We start from the raw sequence: 18962 nt of genomic DNA, 5'->3' as shown, positions 1-18962 counted from the left end.
GGCTGACACCGGAAACCGCTCTGGTTTGCCCAACCCCCTCGCCTGACGCAAGAGAGGATATGCACCGGCACGCTCTATGAGCCTGAACGGAAGAGAGAAGAGCCACCCGGCCGGGTGGGCCGGGCCGCCCATGCGTGCTCCAGCCATTGCCACAGCACGAGAGACGGAAGCCCCCATGCGATCTCGCGCAAACGCTTGATCAAGGACAGGGCTATGGCCACCGGCGGGGCAATGCCAAACAGGCTGCCCACCACGATATAGCCCCCTTCGGAAACACCAAGCCCGCCCGGCACGGCAAACCCGGCCGATTTGGCTGCCTGCCCTACGCCTTCGATAACAAAGGCCTGCGCCAGCGTGCAGCCATGCCCCATAAAGTGCAGAATAAGCCAGACCTCTAACGTGCCCAGAACCCACGCCACAAGCTGAAGGATAATGCCAAGGAAGGCGTTATGTCCGCTCTTGTAAAGGGACATGACTTCTTCATGCAGGCCACGAATACCATCCACCCCGGTCCAGCCCAGATGTGACGCAATACGCACCAGCAGCTTTTCGATCAGTGCGACAGCCCCCAGCCACTGGCTGGCAAACACACCCACACCAATGACCAGCAGAACCACGGCACTTTCCACAAGGTGATCCGTCACACTGGAGCGGTGCACCAGAAACAGAAGCAGGGTCAGGCCCGCACAGGTGAACAGAACCTGACTGAGCAGTTCCAGTGTCAGATCACAGATGGTGGAAGCCGCGGCCCGCCGGCCGCCAATATCGCGCCGGGCCAGCAGCCTGCTGGACATAACCTCTCCCCCCACCTGAGCAACAGGCAGGAGGTTATTGATGCCTTCACGCACGCAGCGAAGCAGGAAAAAGTCCTTCAGGTGCAGGGCTGGGCCTGACGTACCCCCACACAGGATGCGCCATGCCTGCGCGGACAGACACACCTGCACCGCATGAAAGACAATAACGGCAACAATGCCCCAGCCACAGCTGACCACCAGCGTCAGTATAGCATGCGCGCCAAACTGAACCAGCATCCACACGGTAAGAGCCAGCCCGATCACGCCAGCGGCACATGTTACCCGCTTCATGTCTGTTCCCTGCTCCCTTGCCGCATTTCAGTCACTCATGGCTGGGCGGGAGACACTAGCCTGCGCGAATGCTGCGCAGCAGGGCCAGAGACTCCACGCAGGCCGCAGCGGCTTCACGGCCCTTGTTATGCACATCGTCGGACGAACGGACTTGCGCCTGTTCTTCCGTATAGGTTGTCAGCACCCCGAATGCGATGGGCACTTCCGTTGCCAAAGATGCCTGCATGATACCCACCGTGGTACCAAGGCTGATGAACTCAAAATGCGCCGTATCGCCCTTGACCACACAGCCAAGGCAGATAACGCCTTCATAACGTCCGCTTTTGGCCAGTGCCTGCGCCAGCAGCGGCATTTCAAACGCACCGGGTGCCGCCAGAATATCTTCGTCCGCAATGGCAATATTATGTTCCGCCAGCCAGGCCACGGCACCATCGCGCAGGCCGCCCGTAACGGTTTCGTTAAAACGACTGACAATCAGCGCAAGACGCGGAGCCGGAGAAAGAGCGGCCAGATCCGGCAGGGTAACAGAAGAACGGGTGCCCATTGTAATAACGTATCCTTAGAATAAAAAACTCAGACTAGCGTATCCTGCTCGACCGATGTCGCGGCAAAACTACCCAGATGATGGCCCATACGCTGCCGTTTGGCACGCAGATAAGCCTGATTGAACGCATTGGGGGCAATTTCGAGCCCGATTCTCTCGCGCACGACAAAACCCCGCGCTTCCAGCGCACGCACCTTGGCGGGATTATTGGTCAACAGGTTCAGCTCGCCAATACCCAGACTGCGCAGGATACCCGAAGCTGCATGCCAGTCTCGCGCATCCGCCGCAAAGCCAAGGCGATGATTGGCATCCACCGTATCCAGCCCCGCATCCTGCAATTCATAGGCCCGGATTTTATTGACAAGGCCAATGCCCCGCCCTTCATGCCCGCGCACATAAACCAGAACCCCACACGAAGCCCCGCCGATAGCGCGCAGGGCTGCCTGAAGCTGGGCCCCGCAATCGCACCGGAGCGAGCCAAAGGCATCGCCCGTCACGCATTCGGAATGCAGGCGCACCAGAGGCACCTCGCCAGAGGTTACATCGCCTTTGACCAGCGCCACGTGTTCCATGCCATTTTTATCGCGGAAAGCATGGATCAGCAGATCATCACCACCATAGACGCTGGGCAGGGCCGCATGCGCGAGGTCAGGCAAGGCAGGCTCCGCCACACCGGCCACAGCATCAGCAGCGGGAACATCTACCCCAGTAACTGGTGCCAGCCCATGCGCACCAATCCACTCCGCCAGTTCGGCAATGGAAATAATGGGCATGTCATGCAGGCGGCCGAAAACCTCAAGCTGAGGACGGCGCGCCATGGTGCCATCCTCGTTCAGGATTTCGCAGATCACGGACGCGGGCTTCAGCCCGGCAAGGCGCAGCAGGTCAATCGAGCCTTCGGTATGGCCAATACGCTCCAGCACCCCGCCCGGAGCCGCACGCAGCGGAAAAATATGCCCCGGCGTTGCGATATCCTGCGCGCTGACCGTATCCGATGCTGCAACCCGCACCGTATGGGAGCGGTCGGCTGCCGAAATACCTGTGCTAACGCCCTCGCGCGCCTCGATGGACACCGTAAAGGCCGTACCGTGGCGGGCTGTATTGTCATCCTGCCGAACCATCATGGACAGGCCCAGCCGCTCCACCTGCTCAGGCACCAGCGGCAGGCAGACCAGACCACGCGCATGCGTGATCATGAAGTTCATGGCCGCAGGAGTCATGAACTCCGCTGCCATGACCAGATCGCCTTCGTTCTCACGGTCCTCATCATCAACCATGATAACCATGCGCCCGTTACGCACCGCATCCAGCGCGCGCAATAACGCTACGGAAGGCGCCCCCCCGGCAGAGTGTGGGGCCCGTTCGCCCGGTCGGGCTGTCATTTGGTCCGGCATTGTGCCTCCACGTATTTTGCAATCACGTCCACTTCGACATTCACACTCTCTCCGTCAGACAGGGTGCCGAGTGTGGTGTGCGTCCAGGTATGGGGGATAATCATCAGCCCGATTTCGAACACGCCGTCCTGTTCTTCCCCCAGAGTATTGAGGGTAAGGCTGATACCATCCAGCGCGACGGAGCCTTTTTCCACCATGTAGCGGCGCAGGTTAGCAGGCACTTCAAACACGACCCGGCGCCCTTCGCCCTCGGTGGTATGCCCCTTGTAGCGGGCCATCGCATCCACATGGCCCTGCACAATATGCCCTGAAAGCCGGGTGGACGGCGTAACCGCACGCTCCAGATTAACCCGGCTGCCCAGCGCCAGTGCGCCCAGCGTGGTACAGCCGAGCGTTTCCGCGCTGACAAAAAACCGCACAGGCCCTGCTTCAACAGCGGCTAGTGCTGTCAGGCAGACACCGTTGAGGGCAATGCTTTCACCCTCAGCCACATTGGTCAGGTCGCTTTCGATATCCAGCACCAGTGAATGAGGCTGATGATCTAGCCCGACAACACGCCCGAGCGATTCAATTATACCAGAGAACATGCAGCCTCCTGCGTGCAGCGCGCCCACTCCGCGAAAAGCGAAAGCGGTGTGACATCCTGCCGGGTTGAAACAGAAAAATGGTCCTGCCCCTGCGCGTCCTGGCGAATGGTCAGCCAGTCATCCCACAGTGCATGACGGTGCAGAGCTTCCAGCAGGGTCGGGCCTGCCTCTACCAGAAGCCACAGGGCCTCGGTTCGGGCGAGCAGATCAGGCAGGGCCGCGCAGTCAGGGCAGAAATGCACATCAAACACCCGCTCCCGGCTGGCAAGCCAGTCTGCGGGCACGTTTGCCTGCTGACCGCATATCACCAGCATACGGCGACGTTCGGGGTGATCTTCCACATGGCGGACGGTCAGATCGGGCCTGTCCGCCCGCGCCGTGCCCGTGGCGGTTATCACGCCATCGGTCACGCGCCGCAGGGCATGGGCAAAATGGAGCGATTCGGGGGTGGTAAAAGTTGTGCGCCCCGTCGGGGGCACCATGGAGCCGGTGCTGTCCAGCGCCTGTTTGACGGTAATCCACGGACGTCCGCGCACAGCCTTGCTGGCAAATGGCGCCAGCAAGGCACGGCAGCGGTTCAGCGTGGCCTGAGCATTCGCGCTTTGCGCCAGCCAGCGGACCTCAAGCCCACGCTCAGCCAGAAAAGCCGCCCCACCGCCCTGCACATGAGGGTTGGGGTCCGAACAGCCGATCCAGACAGTCCGCACGGGCGTTGAAAGCAGGGCTTCGGTGCAGGGGGGCGTGCGCCCCGTATGGTTGCAGGGCTCAAGCGTCACAACAGCCGTATGAATCCGCTCAGCCACACCAAGCTGCCGGGCCTGCTCAACCGCCAGACGCTCGGCATGGGCCGCCCCGGCGCGGTGGTGTGCAGTAATGACCAGCACCGTGCCGTTGACATCAAGCAGCACACAACCCACCGCAGGGTTAGGAGCCGTACGCCCCATGAAGCGCCATGCTTCCGACACGGCGAGATCGAACGCCGCGCCTATTGCCGCTGGCATTTCATACGCCCAGGAGTGTTGAGTGCTGTTCACCCTGAATTCTCTCATCCATCCCATACACCGGACGGACTCAGGGCCTGACGAAAAGACACGCCCCATCCTCCCCGCGCAAGACGCGGAAAGGGCGGGAGATATCCCTCGCGTTCTCTTTCATCCGGACTGTCACCGTCGGCCCCGGAATTACACCGGATCTGCTGACCCCGCCTGAGCGGGCGCTCGCGGGCTTACAACCTGTCAGGCTGCTTACCGCCGGTAGGGAATTACACCCTGCCCTGAGAACGTCATCACCACTTTAACAGTGGCACCAGTGATCAAGATGGGGGCAAGCGCCTTTCGTTGCAAGAGTTAAAATGAACCCGCCTCCTGCCTGCCTTTCACTGGCATCAAACCCGCCGCGATCGAAAGGCACAAGAACCAACTGTTACTTACATGCAATAGTTGGTCATTTTTTTCTTTTTCAACACAATTCCGCCCCCCGTGTCTCATGATTGTCGCATTTGCCACATGTTCTGACGCAGGAACGAAAACGGACGAAAAACTATTTTCTCTTTATATATCATCATTATTTTAATTTTTTTGTTCATTTCACATAAAACAGAAGGCAGGCAGATAACCCGAAAAACGCCCGCCTCCAGCGTTCATTTAATTGCACTTCGTAACAAGGCATATTACCGATAATTACATTACCGAGCGTAATTAAACAGACATTCAATAAGTAATTATAAAAGGATACTGACCGTATGGCCCTTACCCGCAGAAAACTGGCCGGTTTTTCCGCGCTTACCCTCGCATCCTTCGTCGCATCTCAGGCCGCAACACCGGCCCATGCCGAATGGCACCCGTTCGCGACATCAGCAACCAAGAGCAAGGGCTTTTCAAACTGGCTGTCCGACATCACCCTGACCGGACTGATTGACGGTGGCATTATGGCCAACCCGGCCCGCCCCACCGACGGCTATAACTACGGCAACTTCTTTGCCGACCACGCCAATCAGGCACAGCTTAACCAGGTTGTGCTGACCATGCAGAAAGCCAATACCGGCGATGCCGGGGAATATCAGATCGGCTTCACGCTGCAGGGCATTTATGGTTCTGATGCGCGCTACTACCATCTGGTCGGCATTAGCGATCAGGAATGGAGCAGCCGTTATCAGCTTATTCCCGCACAGGCGCATGTGGATGTGCATCTGCCGTGGGCCACGGATGGCGGGCTGGATATGCAGGTTGGTATCCTGCAGGCCCCCATGGGTGTGGAAGTCATGGACCCCACAGGCCGCCCCTTCTATACTCTGGCCTATACTTCAGAATACTCCGTACCCTTCGAACATGTCGGGGCCATGTTCAACTGGCATGTGAACAAGACTGTTGATGTCACCTTCGGGATCGACACCGGCAATCAGGTCACCTTCGGCACGGCTGACAACAACTCCCGCCCTGCCGGGTATTTTGGCATCAACCTCAACAACCTGCTGGGCGGCAAGCTGAAGATTGTTGAACTGAGCCGCGTTGGCCCCGAAAACAACAGCATCCTCATGGGCCCTTATGTTGCCAATCAGGCTGAACGCTTCTGGAACGACATCAACGCTACCCTGCAGGTCAACGACCGCCTGAGCGTTACGGCAGAATTCAACTTCCTGCATGATCAGGGCCTCAAGACCCACGACACGGTTAACGGCCCCTTCAAGGCGGCTGATGCGTTCAGTGTCGTGACCTTCCTGAGCTATGTTGTTAGCCCCAGCGTGACCTTCAATTATCGTGGCGAAATCTACCGCGATAACAACAACGCCATGGTTGCCACCTTTATGGGCAACAACTCCTACATGAACGCCATTTCCGGCCATGGCGCGTCCAACCTTTACCCCGGCCCCGGCGGACACGGCACCACCTATGGTGAACTGACGCTGGGCTTCAACTACCACCCGGATCTGGGCAAGGGCGTGCGCGTATTTGCCCTGCGGCCTGAAATCCGCTTTGACCGTTCGCTCAACAACACCCACCCGTTCAACGGTGGTCGCAACAACGGCATGTTCACCTTTGGTGGCGACGCCATGATCGGCTTCTGATCAGGACACCCGCTCTCTTTCCAACCTGTTTGACGGTAACGGAAAGAGAGCGGAGCCCGTTCAGGGCGTAAACTCTGTAAAAACAGGAACCGGAACAGCAATTACGCATACCGGTTCCTGTGCAGGGGCTCTCTATTGCCCCGAGGTATTGCCTCCATTACAATAGAGCGTGTTCATTTCTGTCTTTTTTTCCACATCTTATTTAACGATCTTTTAACCGGTTGTGGCGCGGAATAAAGCATTGTCCGTTCCGGGAACTGGAGTCATTAAAAATGTCGGCCACGTCATCCGCCCAGCAGTCCACACCAGTTGCCTGGCAGAAAACTGATATCAGCCCGGATTCTCCCGGCAACAGCGCTGCCAGCGCCCATGACGCCGCCTCATCCAGCTCTGACAAAAAGGCTGAGGTGGAAGCAGATTCCATCGCCCTGAGCGCCGCGGCCCAGCATGCGCTCAGCAACAGCGCAGGCAGCACCTATACCGACAGCAGCATCAATAACCTGAGCGCTATGCTGGATGCAGCCTCCGCCGTTATCAACAATGCCTCTACCCCTTATGCCCAGAAAGTCGCGGCTTACGGCGCGGTGGAGCATCTGAAATATCTGCTGGTCAACTCCCCCTCCGCCAACGGGGTGGACAGCAACGTGAACATGTATTCTTCACGGCTGGACAGCATCGGCCTGCAGTTCCGCACGGCAACGGCCAATTACACGTATCAGGAAATGCTCCAGCACGATAATTCGGGCTCGGACAGCAGCACCCAGAGCAATTCCGACAACCAGAATCTGGCGGCCAGCACCACCACCACGCTGGGCTCCACCGCCGATGACAGCAGCAACAGTTCTGCCCAGAATGCGCAGTCCAGCTCTGCCGCTGCCAACGCCACCAGCAGCGTGCAGCATACTGCTCACACCCATCACCATCATTCCGATACAGACAACGCCTAACCCGTCTGGCAAGGCAACCCCATCGCTGATGGGCCGTCTGGCGGTTAAAACCGCGTGGACGGATGCCTTACGCTCCTGTATGCCCGAATTCTGTTACCCAAAGCCCGGAGCGTATGGTCCGGCTTTTGCCGGGTATGTCTGAACGATCAGTCCCGGTGAGAGAGTCTTTCGGATACGTGAAATGGGAAAGACAATGCAGATTGCCGTCGTCGGGCTTGGTTATGTCGGCCTTTCAAATGCCATTTTGCTTGCACAGCACCATACCGTTACAGCGGTGGATATTGACCGCGAGCGTGTGGCGAGCGTCAACCGGCGGGAATCCCCTATTATTGACGACAGAATTACCGAGTTCCTGCGCGACAAGCCGCTTTCCCTACAGGCCACGTCAGACCTGAATGCCGCGTGCGAAAATGCGGAGCTGGTCATTATCGCCACCCCCACGAATTATGACCCCCATACCAATTCTTTCGACACATCCTCCGTGCAGGACGTGATCCGGCAGGTTCTGGCCATTAACCCTGTGGCAACACTGGTGATCAAATCCACCATTCCTGTAGGGTTTGTGGATCAGCAGCGCGAGGCGCATGCAACCGACCGGATCATTTTCTCCCCCGAGTTCCTGCGCGAAGGCCGCGCCCTGCACGATAATCTTTATCCCTCACGCATTATCGTGGGAGACACCACCGAACGCGCCCGGCAATTCGCGCGGCTAATGGCCGAAGGGGCGGCCAAAAGCGATATTCCCGAACTGTTCACCGAACCGGCGGAAGCCGAGGCCATCAAGCTGTTTGCCAACACCTATCTGGCCATGCGGGTTGCCTTCTTTAACGAACTCGACAGCTACGCGCTCGCACGCGGCATGAACGCCCGCCAGATCATTGAAGGCGTGTGCCTCGACCCCCGGATCGGCCAGCATTACAACAACCCGTCTTTCGGTTATGGCGGCTACTGTCTCCCCAAAGACACCAAGCAGCTTCTGGCCAATTATACGCAGGTGCCGCAAAACCTGATTAGCGCGATTGTGGACGCCAACAGAACCCGCAAGGATTTTCTGGCAGACCATATCCTTGCCATGAACCCCAGCGTAGTGGGCATTTACCGTCTGGTCATGAAGGCGTCTTCCGACAATTTCCGGCAAAGCTCGATTCAGGGCATTATGAAACGCCTCAAAGCCAAGGGCATTGAGGTTGTTGTTTACGAACCCACCATGACGGAAGATCTTTTCTTCGGCTCTCAGGTCATACGCGACCCGGCTACGTTCAAAGCCCGTTCGGATGTGATTATTGCCAACCGTATCACAGCAGATTTAGGCGATGTCGCGGATAAGGTGTTTACCCGCGATCTGTTCGGCACGGACTAAGCTCGGGCTTTACGGCCCGTTGCGCCCTCCTGTCTCTTTTACAAACGCCGCGCGTGCGTAAACGGCATAGAACGCCAAAAGCGTTCCTGAGAACAGCACAAGGCTATAGGCCGCTCCCATGGTGCCCCAGAAATGCACCATAACAAACAGTACGGGCAAATTGGCCAGCACGTTCAAAACCTGAAACCGGAACAATGCCGTCAAGCGCCCGGTAACGACGATAAACGGCTCAAGCGGCAGGCCCAGAATGGTCAGCAACGCCCCACAGACCAGAACCGGCAGCAGGTAGCCGCTCTCTCCGTGGATACCGAGCAAAAGATGCAGAACCTGATCCCCGAACAGGGTCACAACCAGCAGGGCTATGCAGGCAAACAGCAGGGCTGACAGGAAAAGCTTTCTGATAACCCTGTGCATATCATCCATCCGCCCCTCCTCCCGCAGATGCACGAATTCGGGATAGAGTGCAGGCATGAACGTGCGCATAGGCCGGACAAGGCCATTGGACACCTGATCCGACACCTTGTAAATGGCCGCCTCGGTTGGCCCCAGACTGCCGCCAATCAGCAAAATCGGTAGTTTTTTTGTAGCAGCCAGCAAAATCTTGTTCAGACTGGCCATGATGGTGAATGTCCACGCCCCCTGCAAAAAGGCTGGTGTATGCAGGACCTGCCTCCACCCAAAGCGAGAGGGCTCATATTTGCGCAGGGCGTAGAATGTCGCAGCCATGTCGGAAAAAAACAGCACAACTGATGACAGCAACCAGACATACAGAAAATACGTCATGCCCATATGGGCATAATAGCCTGCCATGCTGGCCAGAATACGAAAGGTTGCCGTAAGCCCATTCCCAAATGTCAGATAGGTGAACTTGTTCAGCAGCCTGACCGTACCCACACACCAACCTGTTTTATCGAAAAACACAAACAGCAGGCAGATATCCATGACCGGATGAAGCGGCCCAGCCCAACCCAGCCATGAGGACAGACACCACAGCCCCCCCTCACCGATCAGGTACCCAACAGCCCCGCTGAGAAAATCAAGCCGCATGCCAAAACGCAGCACATGATACAGATCAGCCCGCCGCCCTTCCCGGTAGGGTGCAGCCCCGTAATGCAGCACCGTTTGCCATGACAGGAGGCTGGTAAGGTCGGAAATGATTTCGATATACGAAATAACCAGCAATATCTGCCCGAATGTCGCAATCCCCACGGCCTGCACCGTGTAGGGGATATAAACAAAACTGGCAGCCGCAGCGATCCCTTTTTCAAACAGGAGAACAGCGGCGTTCCAGGCTATCCGCGTAATGGGCGTTTTAATACGATTGCTCATAAGCCCTGTTATGCCCGCCTTATATCAGAAGAAAGAGACTGCTGGCATAGTTGCCCCAGCAAGGCGCGGATTGTCTCAGGTATGGGAAAAAGATCAGTCTTGTAACGCAATGTGCCAGACAGCGCAGCTTTTACCAGCTCATCATGTTTTCTGCCCATCAGCCCGTTAATCGCGCTCAGAAACCGCGCGGTTCTGTTTATATCCGCATCAGGGTAGAGAATACGCAGCGTATCAAAAAATGCCACATGACGGCTGATGATCTTGCGCAGGCCATGAAACCGGGCCGCCGTTATCCCTACCCCCTCAAGGCAGGCAGGAATACGGGCTATTTCGGCACGCAGATGCTGGTTTATGGTGACTGCCTGATCCACGCTCGCCTGCTGCACCATGTGGCGGCGTATCCGATCAAAAAACGGCGTGGACAGCATACTCAGCCCCATGCCGGTTACAAAAACCCGCCCTGCGTAACCGTTCTTAAAGGCATCCTGCGCCTCGCCCATAAGGGTGGAGGTCGCCTCGTATAGCAATGGCCGCTTATGGGCTGGGGTATAAAGCCCAAAGGCAAAGCCCATATGCTTGTAACGGGCGCGAATATGCTTGAACGCCACCCGTTCAGGCTGGGACAGATCGCGCCTGTAAACAAGCCAGTGTGCCAGTTCCGCAAGCGCAGTGCGGGGTGGGCCTTCCAGCCAGAGCTGGCGGCACAGGTTCAGACATTCGGCAAGCTGCGTCTGGGTAAAGCTGTCTGGGATATGTCCGGGCAGCGCGATGTGTTCGTCCACAACATCATTGACCTCAATAGCGGCCATTAACGCATCAAGTGTCTCGTGTGAAAACCGAACCCGAACAGACATGAGCAGAACCCGCTAACAAAAGCCGCCTCAGCCAACCAAGGGCGACAGCGCCTGAACGCTGGTAGAAATGTGGCAGGGGAAAGTCAATTATACCCCACCGATGCACGCCCCCTACCGATAGGCCGCCAGCACGGCAGCTATATGAGCCTGAGCAGTTGCCAGAACGGTTTCCATGGGGAGGGTCGCATCCAGATCAACCACAGGCGCTCCGTTAAAAGACAGGTTCGGCACATCCGCCACTTTCTGGCGCAGGGTTTCGGGCCTGTGATCAGGCTTGCGGGCCAGAGCCGTCGCAAGATCGACATTGAGCCGCAGCACCAGATCAGGCCGAAAACCGGCCATCCAGTCATAAATCGTCTGCTCAAGCCGTGTCAGCTGCTTGACCAGACCATGGCCCGGCTGCCGCGCAACCAGTCCGGGGCCATCCATCGGGCCGGGCACCACCGCCTGCGGGTAGCGGTCGGTCAGGATAACATATCCCCGCGCATGCAGCCGCCGCATACGCAAAAAACGAAACAGACGGCGCATGGACAGGGCAAAAATAATCAGGGCGGCCAAAGGTCCGGCCCCCCTGTCCTTTCGGCTCTGCACGGCCTTGCCCGCTATCGTATTATCCACCCTGCGCCCGACCAGCGGGATACGCGCTATTGCCCGGCCCCAGCCGCCTGTCTGTTTACCCAGATGGCAAAGTCGCGTGGGCTGGCAGGCAGCCATCCAGTCCAACAGGGCATGGCCCAGCGTAGTCTTGCCGCTACCATCGGCACCAACCAGCGCAATAACAGGCACACGACGCCCCGGCACAGGAACATAGGACAGGGTTGTTACCCGCTCCGGTTCATCCGGCCTGCCTTGCTGCACCATCGCGCTTTCCCTGCCCTTTGCATGAACGCGGCCAGCCAAAGACCGCTTTCTCTGTCATGAACAGGAAACATGGTGCCAGTGCCCCCGCGTTGCAACGCCTTGTCACACCTGCTTTAATCGCATGGCGGAGGCATGAGCGGACATGAACATACAGTATCTTGTCACCTCGCTGGAAGGTGGTGGCGGGGCGTTCTCCCTGCCCCGTATCTTACGCACGATCGAACAGTCAGGCAGCCATGTGCAACTAAGTGCGTGTGAGCCGCGTGATAGCCTTGGCGGCCTGCGCCTGCGCGATGAAGGATTTGCCTTTACCCTGCTGGCAGACAGGAAAAGGAACAAGCTTTTCTATCTGCGTAATTTTATAAAACAGGTCCGGCGTGAACGGCCCGATGTCATCTGGACATCGCTGAGTGTTGCGGGTCTTGTCGGCCAGATTACAGGCCGCCTGTGTGGCCTGCCCGTTGTGTCATGGATGAATAACGCCAACGCCAAACCCTATACAAGGCTATTCAGCCGTTTTACCGACCTGTGGATTGCGGACTCCCCCTCCGTGCAGCGCTACCTACGCGAAAACCTTGGCATTCCCACACAAAAAATCATGGTCTGGCCGCTTTACTGCGCCACAACACCCCAGACCCTCCCCCACTACTGGCAGGGAAACAGCCCCCTGCATCTGGGTAGCCTCGGCCGGCTGAATGAACAGAAAAACTATGCAGCGCTTATCAGAGCCATTGGCCGTTTTTTCGAAAACGCACCACAATGGCGCGGCTCCCTGCGGGTCTCTCTTGCGGGCGATGGGCCACTGCACGCCAGCCTGCAAGACCTGATCGACCAGCTAGGCCTCAACGGCACCATAACCCTCACGGGGCACCAGAACGACCCCGATGCCTTTCTTCTGACGCTGGATGCCTATATCCAGCCCTCGCTTTACGAAGGCATGTGTCTAGCCGCCCATGAGGCCATGGCCATCGGCCTGCCTGTTATTGCCACACCCGTTGGAGAATTGGCTCACAGCATTATCAGGGGCGAAACGGGCTTTGTTATCGACCAACCGGTGGAAGAGAGCATAGCCGCCATTTTGGAAGAGATTTTCACGCATCCCAGCAAACTTGAACACTATGGGCGTGCAGGTCGTGCGCTTGTTCGCACGAAATTCAGCACCGAAAACTTCCATGCCGCTGGCCTTTCTGTCCTTGAACGGATCAGGTCATTACTCACGCATTCATGAATGCAGAATATAACGTCATACACATTATACCCCATTATCAATGAGTAGGGTCTGATCCTAAAGTGCATGATTGCGGCATTTTCCTGCCGGTGCGCCATGAAAGGATCACGCGAAATGCAGACAAGAACACTCGGCCATAACGGGCTGGAAGTGTCAGCCATTGGTTTTGGCTGCATGGGGCTCAACTTCGGCTACGGTCAGGAACTGGACTGGCAGGACAGTATCACCCTGATCCGCAAGGCGGTTGATCTTGGTGTTACCTTTTTCGATACGGCTGAAGTCTATGGCCCTTACACCAATGAGGAAATAGTAGGCGAGGCACTACGTCCTGTCCGAAAAGATGTTGTTATCGCAACCAAGTTCGGCATGAACATTGTCGATGGCCGGATGCAAGGCATGAACAGCCGCCCCGAGCAGATCCGTGCTGTCTGCGATGCATCGCTCAGGCGGCTTGGGGTTGATGTCATTGATCTGTTTTACCAGCACCGGGTTGACCCCGCGGTGCCGATTGAAGATGTGGCAGGCACGGTCAAGGACCTGATTGCACAGGGTAAGGTGCGACATTTCGGCCTGTCGGAGCCCGGTGCCGCAACCGTGCGCCGCGCCCATGCTGTTCAGCCCGTTACCGCCTTACAGAATGAATATTCGCTCTGGACCCGCGGCCCGGAAACCAACGGTATCCTGCAAGCCTGCGAGGAACTGGGGATTGGCTTTGTGCCCTATAGCCCATTGGGCAAAGGCTTCCTGACAGGAGCCATGAACAAAGGCAGCACTCTAAGTGAAGGCGATTTTCGCAAGCTCCTGCCCCGCTTCACACCTGAGGCCATGGAAAAAAATCAGGCACTGATTGATCTGCTGATCCGCATGGCCAACGAAAAACAGGCCACACCGGCACAGATCGCCCTTGCATGGCTTCTGGCGCAAAAACCGTGGATTGTCCCTATTCCCGGCACCACCAAACCGGCCCGTCTGGTAGAAAACCTTGGGGCTGCTGAGGTTGTGCTCACGCAGGATGATCTGACAACAATCCGTAACGCGCTGGCGGCCATTGATATCGAGGGCGAACGCTATCCGCCCGAATTTCTTGCCACAACCGGCCGATAAAAGCAGTTGAACCATGCACGATAATATTACAGGAAAAGTCATTGTCATTACCGGCGCCAGTAGTGGCCTGGGAGCCGCCACGGCCCGCTATCTGGCGGAACGAGGGGCCAAGCTGGTTCTGGGAGCCCGCAGGCTGGAGCGGCTGAAAAGTCTGGCATGGGATATCAACCTGCCTGCTTCTGCCGCCATCAAAACCGATGTGACAGACCCCGCGCAGGTGCAGAACCTTGTCAACAGCGCCGTGCAGCAGCATGGCCGGATTGACGTGATGATCAACAATGCCGGGATCATGCCCCATTCCCTACTGGAGCAAGCGCGCATTGATGACTGGAACCGTATGATAGACATCAACCTCAAGGGCGTTCTATACGGCATTTCTGCTGCCCTTGAGCCGATGAAACGGCAGAAAGCAGGCCATATCATCAATGTTTCATCCGTTGCCGGACATAAGGTGCGCCCCGGTAGTGCCGTCTATGCCGCCACAAAAGCGGCTGTGCTGATGCTGTCCGAAGGCCTGCGGCAGGAGGTCAAACCGTATAATATCCGCACCACCGTTCTCTCACCCGGTGCCGTGCAGTCCGAACTTCCGCAGAGCGTCACGGACCCGAACATGGCAAAAGCCATAGAGGATTTTTACGAAACCTACGCCATCCCCGCAGACAGCTTTGCCAGAGCCGTTGCCTTTGCCATCAACCAGCCAGACGATGTCGATATCAATGAAATCCAGTTTCGTCCCACCCGGCAGGATTTCTGAGCAGAACTGAGACTACCCCGCAACCCTATCCATAATGGACAGGGTTGCGGGGTAGAAAAGCGACCTAGGCCGCCTGCAATGTCGCCATATCAATGACAAAGCGATAATGAACATCCGCTTTTTCCATGCGGGTAAAAGCGTGGTTGATTTCATCCATGCGGATTGTTTCAACGTCCGGCAGAATGTTCTTGCGCGCACAGAAATCGAGCAGTTCCTGTGTCTGCTTCAGCCCGCCAATGGGAGAACCCGCAATACGGCGGCGGCCCAGCAGCAGCGGTACCGTTGTGGGGGCTGCAATCGGCCCAATCTGCCCTACGATAACCAGCGTGCCATCCACATCCAGCAACGGCATGTAAGGGTTGATATCATGGTCAACCGGGACGGTATCAATAATCAGGTCGAACGCATTGGCGGACTTTGCCATGGCATCCGGGTCGGTGGAAACCAGCAGGCCATCAGCCCCCAGTTCCAGCGCATCATGCTTCTTGCTATCGCTGCGGCTCAGCACCGTAACGCTAGCCCCCATAGCGGCTGCCAGCTTGACCGCCATATGCCCCAGCCCCCCAAGGCCGATGACACCCACACGGCTGCCGGGGCCGACATTCCATGTCCGCAGGGGCGAATAGGTGGTAATACCCGCACAGAGCAGGGGCGCTGCCTTGCTGATATCAAGCCCCGCAGGCACCTTCAGGGCAAACTCCTCACGCACCACAAGATGCTTGGCATAACCGCCCAGCGTGTAATCCTTGGTCACCCGGTCAAAGCCGCCATATGTGCCGGTATTGCCTTCGCGACAGAGCTGCTCCTCGCCCTTGCGGCACTGGTCGCACTGCTGGCAGCTATCCACCATGCAGCCCACGGCTACGAAATCACCCACTTTGTGGCGCGTAACATCCGGGCCCGTTTCAATCACCCGGCCAATGATTTCATGGCCGGGAATGGCAGGATAGAGCGTCCAGCCCCAGTCATTTCTGGCCCAGTGGAGGTCGGAATGGCACACGCCACAATAAAGAATTTCCATCACCACATCGTTCGACCGGGGCTCACGCCGCTCAAACTGGAAAGGTTCGAGTTCAGCCTCTGTCGATGTGCAGGCAAATCCAATGGTACGCATTATTTGTCCATTCCTTGCTGTTTCTTTGAAGCATCACTCTTTTGCATGACAGCCCGCAACGCGCCCAGAGCCGTTGAAGCCGTAGGCCAGCCTGCATAAAATGCCAGATGCGTAATCAGGTCTTTGAGTTCATCCAGAGAAACGCCATTGCTGAGCGCTTTTTCAAGATGTGGCGGCAGTTCGTTCACCCGGTACAATGCCACCAGCGCAGAAACCGTGATCATGCTTTTATCACGAGGCGACAGACCGGGGCGTTCCCAGATTTCATCAAACAGAACGCGATCTGTCAAATCCGCAAAATCAGGAGCGACATCGCCAAAAACCTGCTGCCCTATGGCTGAGCGCGCCTTCATGGTGCCACCTGCTGCGCATAATCGGCATCAGACACATGCTCAAGCCATGTCACAGCCGAGCCCTCGTGCATTTCCGCAATGGCGATATGCGTCATCGCACATTCCCGTGAGGCACCGTGCCAGTGCTTTTCGCCCGGTTCGATCCAGACCACATCTCCGGGGCGGATGAACTGGATCTCCTCCCCTTCCCGCTGCACCATACCCAGACCAGCCGTAACCAGCAGTGTTTGCCCTAGCGGATGTGTGTGCCAGGCTGTTCGCGCACCCGGCTCAAAGGTTACGGTGGCCGCACTGAGCCCGCCACTCCCCGCAAACGGGGCATCTATCCGCACCGTGCCGGTAAACAATGCCTCCGCCCCCCGCACTGAAGCAGAGGAGCCACTTCGCCTGATTTGCATGACCATTCTCCATGAATTTTACCGGCCAGCAGCCATGCCAACCGCTCAGGCAGAAATGTAGGCATGCGGCATTACAGCGATTAGATGCTATAAATGGCATAAAGCCATATCAGGAGTTCATGAATGCGACGCGAGGACCTTGTTGACCTCAACGCTTTTCTGGCAGTCGCGGAAGAATGCAATTTCACCCGCGCCGCCGCACGGCTGGGTACATCGCAATCCTCTCTCAGCCATACCATCCGCAGACTGGAAGCCCGGCTAGGCGTACGGCTGCTAACCCGCACCACCCGCAGTGTATCCGTAACCGAAGCCGGACAGAAACTAGTTGATACCCTCAGACCCGCTCTCGAAAGCATTGACGACCAGCTTGCCAGCCTGAGTGTACTGCGTGAAAAACCGGCAGGCACAATCCGTATCACCACATCTGATCACGCAGCACGCACCCTTTTATGGCCCGCGCTCAAACGCCTGTTACCCAATTACCCGGATGTGCATGTCGAACTCAGTATCGATTCAACCCTGACCGACATCGTATCCGACCGCTTTGATGCGGGCGTAAGGCTGGGCGAGGCCATTGCCAAGGATATGGTGGCAGTGCGGATCGGGCCGGACCTGCGCATGGCTGCCGTGGCGTCCCCCGCCTATTTTGCGCGCAATCCGCCCCCCCTGACACCTGACGATCTGGCCCAGCATCAGTGCATAAACCTGCGGTTTCTAACCACTGGCGGGCTTTATGCGTGGGAGTTGGAAAAAGATGGGCGTGAAATCCGCGCCCGGGTGGAAGGGCAGCTTACGTTCAATAATACCGATATGATCATTCAGGCGTCCCTCGCAGGGTTTGGCATCGCTTTCCTGATGGAAGATCACATGGCGCCTTATCTGGCCACCGGCCAGCTTGTCCGCGTGCTGGAAGATTGGTGCCCGCCGTTTGCAGGCTATCATCTTTACTATACCAGCCGACGCGAACCCTCCGCCGCCTTCAGTCTTCTGGTTGAAACCCTACGTTACCGCCCACAGAACAGGCCATGATTATTTCTTTTCTTCTTCAAAAAGAGCGCTATCGCGCAGACCGATTTCAAGGTCTTTCCATACCAGCCCCAGTTCACGCTCGGCTTTTTCTGAAACAAGGGTAATATCCTGCCTGAACAGGGAAAGCAGCCCCGGCGACATAAACGGCGGCAGATCAAGGGAAACAGGGAGTTTCCCCGCCAGTATTTCAAGTATTTTCAGAGCAGGTGCAAAAACCTTACCTTCCGCTTTGAGCCTTTTTTCACCAATACGCCGCACTGGCACCGCACCCAGCGCCTTGGCAAAACTGATGAAATAATCATTCCACGTAGGAGGATTTTTCATCGCCAGATTAAATACCTGCCCCGCACACTCAGGCCTGCGGATACCGGCAATAACGGCTGCTGCCACATCATCCACATGCACAAGATTGGCGATACCATCGCCAGCGGCACCGAGGTCACCCAGCCGCCGCGCTTTCAGCAGCCGTGCAATCCGGCTCGACCACGCAGGGCTACCCGGCCCATAGATACAGCCGGGCCGCAGGATTATACGCCGCGGATAAGACGCCATCAGGCGCTCTATTTCCACCTTGGCATTGGCGTAGGCTCCAATATCCCCACGCAGCGGGGCATTTTCGTCCAGCAGGCCGCAAGCACTGCCATAGACAGCCATGGAGCTGAAATGCACAATCAGCGGCCCGTTTGAGCGCGCCGCCTGCAACAACGCCTGCGCGGAATGCTTCATAACCGTCGGGTCAGACCCAATACAGTTTACGACAACATCAATACCTGAAATATGTTTTTCCAACTCAACAGGGTCAGTCGCATCAAAACAGACACTGGCATGCCCCATTGCGGAAGACTGTCGGCGCAGGCATGCTATGGGCTGCATATCCTCACACCGGGACAGGGCATCCATCAGCTTGCGGCCGACATACCCACCGGCACCCAGAACAAGAACAGTGCGCTTCATATT

19 protein-coding genes and 1 riboswitch are annotated in these 18962 nt (G+C 57.2%); of the genes, 7 read left to right on the top strand and 12 right to left on the bottom strand.

Annotation, left to right across the window (positions count from 1 at the left end):
• Nucleotides 1-74: 74 nt before the first annotated feature.
• From ABF757_RS04745 to ribD, 5 genes are read right to left on the bottom strand one after another with little or no spacing between them, the layout of a single operon-like run.
• Entirely contained in the window at nt 75-1085 is a 1011-nt protein-coding gene (locus ABF757_RS04745) for a flippase-like domain-containing protein (RefSeq protein WP_415481155.1), read from the bottom strand.
• Nucleotides 1086-1140: 55 nt separating this feature from the next.
• Entirely contained in the window at nt 1141-1629 is a 489-nt protein-coding gene (gene ribH / locus ABF757_RS04740; RefSeq protein WP_415481154.1) for a 6,7-dimethyl-8-ribityllumazine synthase, read from the bottom strand.
• Nucleotides 1630-1658: 29 nt separating this feature from the next.
• On the bottom strand, nt 1659-3011 hold the full coding sequence (gene ribB / locus ABF757_RS04735; protein WP_415481184.1) for a 3,4-dihydroxy-2-butanone-4-phosphate synthase: 1353 nt from the start codon (nt 3009-3011) through the stop codon (nt 1659-1661).
• Nucleotides 3008-3610, bottom strand: coding sequence for a riboflavin synthase (locus tag ABF757_RS04730; protein WP_415481153.1), 603 nt, complete (start codon nt 3608-3610; stop codon nt 3008-3010). Before ABF757_RS04730 ends, ribB begins: the two co-directional genes overlap by 4 nt.
• The gene (gene ribD / locus ABF757_RS04725) at nt 3595-4611 is read right to left on the bottom strand and encodes a bifunctional diaminohydroxyphosphoribosylaminopyrimidine deaminase/5-amino-6-(5-phosphoribosylamino)uracil reductase RibD (protein WP_415481152.1); all 1017 of its coding nucleotides are present in this window, start codon (nt 4609-4611) and stop codon (nt 3595-3597) included. Before ribD ends, ABF757_RS04730 begins: the two co-directional genes overlap by 16 nt.
• A 138-nt stretch (nt 4612-4749) precedes the next feature.
• Nucleotides 4750-4895: riboswitch (FMN riboswitch) on the bottom strand.
• Nucleotides 4896-5351: 456 nt separating this feature from the next.
• Between ribD and ABF757_RS04720 the strand changes: the two genes are divergently transcribed.
• The 3 genes from ABF757_RS04720 (at nt 5352) to ABF757_RS04710 (ending at nt 8981) form a co-directional block, all read left to right on the top strand.
• The gene (locus tag ABF757_RS04720; protein ID WP_415481151.1) at nt 5352-6674 is read left to right on the top strand and encodes an outer membrane beta-barrel protein; all 1323 of its coding nucleotides are present in this window, start codon (nt 5352-5354) and stop codon (nt 6672-6674) included.
• A gap of 272 nt (nt 6675-6946) precedes the next feature.
• A complete protein-coding gene (locus ABF757_RS04715) occupies nt 6947-7621 on the top strand; it encodes a hypothetical protein (protein WP_415481150.1) in 675 nt (224 codons plus the stop codon).
• A gap of 193 nt (nt 7622-7814) precedes the next feature.
• Nucleotides 7815-8981, top strand: coding sequence for a nucleotide sugar dehydrogenase (locus ABF757_RS04710; protein ID WP_415481149.1), 1167 nt, complete (start codon nt 7815-7817; stop codon nt 8979-8981).
• A gap of 9 nt (nt 8982-8990) precedes the next feature.
• Here ABF757_RS04710 and ABF757_RS04705 read toward each other — a convergent pair whose 3' ends face one another.
• The 3 genes from ABF757_RS04705 to ABF757_RS04695 form a co-directional block, all read right to left on the bottom strand.
• The gene (locus tag ABF757_RS04705) at nt 8991-10310 is read right to left on the bottom strand and encodes a lipopolysaccharide biosynthesis protein (protein ID WP_415481148.1); all 1320 of its coding nucleotides are present in this window, start codon (nt 10308-10310) and stop codon (nt 8991-8993) included.
• 8 nt (nt 10311-10318) lie between these two features.
• Nucleotides 10319-11164 (bottom strand): hypothetical protein, encoded by an 846-nt coding sequence (locus ABF757_RS04700; RefSeq protein ID WP_415481146.1) that lies wholly within the window; start codon nt 11162-11164, stop codon nt 10319-10321.
• A 111-nt stretch (nt 11165-11275) separates the two neighbouring features.
• Complete coding sequence (locus ABF757_RS04695) at nt 11276-12025, bottom strand: nucleoside/nucleotide kinase family protein (protein WP_415481145.1); 750 nt, start codon at nt 12023-12025, stop codon at nt 11276-11278.
• A gap of 142 nt (nt 12026-12167) precedes the next feature.
• Between ABF757_RS04695 and ABF757_RS04690 the strand changes: the two genes are divergently transcribed.
• From ABF757_RS04690 to ABF757_RS04680, 3 genes are all read left to right on the top strand, one after another.
• On the top strand, nt 12168-13253 hold the full coding sequence (locus ABF757_RS04690; protein WP_415481144.1) for a glycosyltransferase: 1086 nt from the start codon (nt 12168-12170) through the stop codon (nt 13251-13253).
• A gap of 114 nt (nt 13254-13367) precedes the next feature.
• A complete protein-coding gene (locus ABF757_RS04685) occupies nt 13368-14357 on the top strand; it encodes an aldo/keto reductase (protein WP_415481143.1) in 990 nt (329 codons plus the stop codon).
• Nucleotides 14358-14370: 13 nt separating this feature from the next.
• Nucleotides 14371-15111, top strand: coding sequence for an SDR family oxidoreductase (locus ABF757_RS04680; RefSeq protein ID WP_415481142.1), 741 nt, complete (start codon nt 14371-14373; stop codon nt 15109-15111).
• Nucleotides 15112-15175: 64 nt separating this feature from the next.
• On the opposite strand, the gene ABF757_RS04675 is transcribed toward ABF757_RS04680, so the two are convergent.
• The 3 genes from ABF757_RS04675 to ABF757_RS04665 are packed head-to-tail and all read right to left on the bottom strand — an operon-like array spanning nt 15176 to nt 16976.
• Nucleotides 15176-16225 carry an NAD(P)-dependent alcohol dehydrogenase gene (locus ABF757_RS04675; protein WP_415481141.1) on the bottom strand — a complete coding sequence of 350 codons (1050 nt, stop codon included), beginning with the start codon at nt 16223-16225 and terminating at the stop codon, nt 15176-15178.
• Nucleotides 16225-16578 (bottom strand): carboxymuconolactone decarboxylase family protein, encoded by a 354-nt coding sequence (locus tag ABF757_RS04670; protein WP_415481140.1) that lies wholly within the window; start codon nt 16576-16578, stop codon nt 16225-16227. Before ABF757_RS04670 ends, ABF757_RS04675 begins: the two co-directional genes overlap by 1 nt.
• Nucleotides 16575-16976, bottom strand: coding sequence for a (R)-mandelonitrile lyase (locus ABF757_RS04665; RefSeq protein ID WP_415481139.1), 402 nt, complete (start codon nt 16974-16976; stop codon nt 16575-16577). Before ABF757_RS04665 ends, ABF757_RS04670 begins: the two co-directional genes overlap by 4 nt.
• Before the next feature lie 123 nt (nt 16977-17099).
• Between ABF757_RS04665 and ABF757_RS04660 the strand changes: the two genes are divergently transcribed.
• Complete coding sequence (locus ABF757_RS04660; protein WP_025859914.1) at nt 17100-18005, top strand: LysR family transcriptional regulator; 906 nt, start codon at nt 17100-17102, stop codon at nt 18003-18005.
• On the opposite strand, the gene ABF757_RS04655 is transcribed toward ABF757_RS04660, so the two are convergent.
• The gene (locus tag ABF757_RS04655) at nt 18006-18959 is read right to left on the bottom strand and encodes an NAD-dependent epimerase/dehydratase family protein (RefSeq protein WP_415481138.1); all 954 of its coding nucleotides are present in this window, start codon (nt 18957-18959) and stop codon (nt 18006-18008) included.
• Nucleotides 18960-18962 lie beyond the last annotated feature (3 nt).

The sequence above is a fragment of the Acetobacter papayae genome (genome assembly GCF_047721125.1).
GTDB classification, from domain to species: Bacteria; Pseudomonadota; Alphaproteobacteria; order Acetobacterales; family Acetobacteraceae; genus Acetobacter; species Acetobacter papayae.
The sequence above is the reverse complement of the archived record's forward strand: the minus strand, read 5'-3'. Positions and strand labels throughout refer to the sequence as shown.